The sequence below is a fragment of the Streptomyces sp. AC627_RSS907 genome (assembly GCF_019049165.1).
Map to the genome: position 1 here is coordinate 1 of NZ_JAGMUE010000728.1, position 554 is coordinate 554.

Consider the following 554-nt stretch of genomic DNA (forward strand, 5'->3'; position numbering starts at 1 on the left):
CCACGAGGCGCTGCTGCACCCCGTCGTGCAGGTCGCGTTCGATGCGGCGGCGCTCGTCGTCCACGGCGGCGACCACGCCGGCCCGGCTGCTGGCCAGCTCCTCGATGCGGCGGCGCAACTCGTCCTGCGGGTCGGCGCCGAGGAAGTGCCAGGCGAGCCGCTGCTCCAGGGCGACGACGCCGAACAGGCTCTGGGCGGCGAGGAAGAGCAGGAACATGCCGGCGACGGAGGAGTAGACCTGCTCGTCGCGGTTGTACGAGTGGAACATCGGCCAGCCCCAGATGATCAGCGACCCGTAGAGGGCGCCGATCAGCGCGGAGAAGACCACCAGGCAGCCGAGCGGCGCGAGCAGCCAACGCACGGCCAGGTAGCCGAGCGCCCGGCTGCCGCCGTATGAGGAGCCGATCTCGACGTCCAGGAAGTACGCCAGGCGGCGCCGCTCCACCTGGGCCAGGTGGCGCGCCCCGCGGGCCACGGCCCGCAGCACCGCCTGCCGTACCCGCGGCCAGACGAACACGCACAGCAGCGCCAGGCCGCTGAGCGCCGCGTACACC

The 554-nt window shown here is 73.1% G+C and carries 1 pseudogene; it reads right to left on the reverse strand.

The features are described from left to right. Positions 1 to 554: pseudogene (locus KUM32_RS38285) on the reverse strand (sensor histidine kinase); the annotation flags it as partial.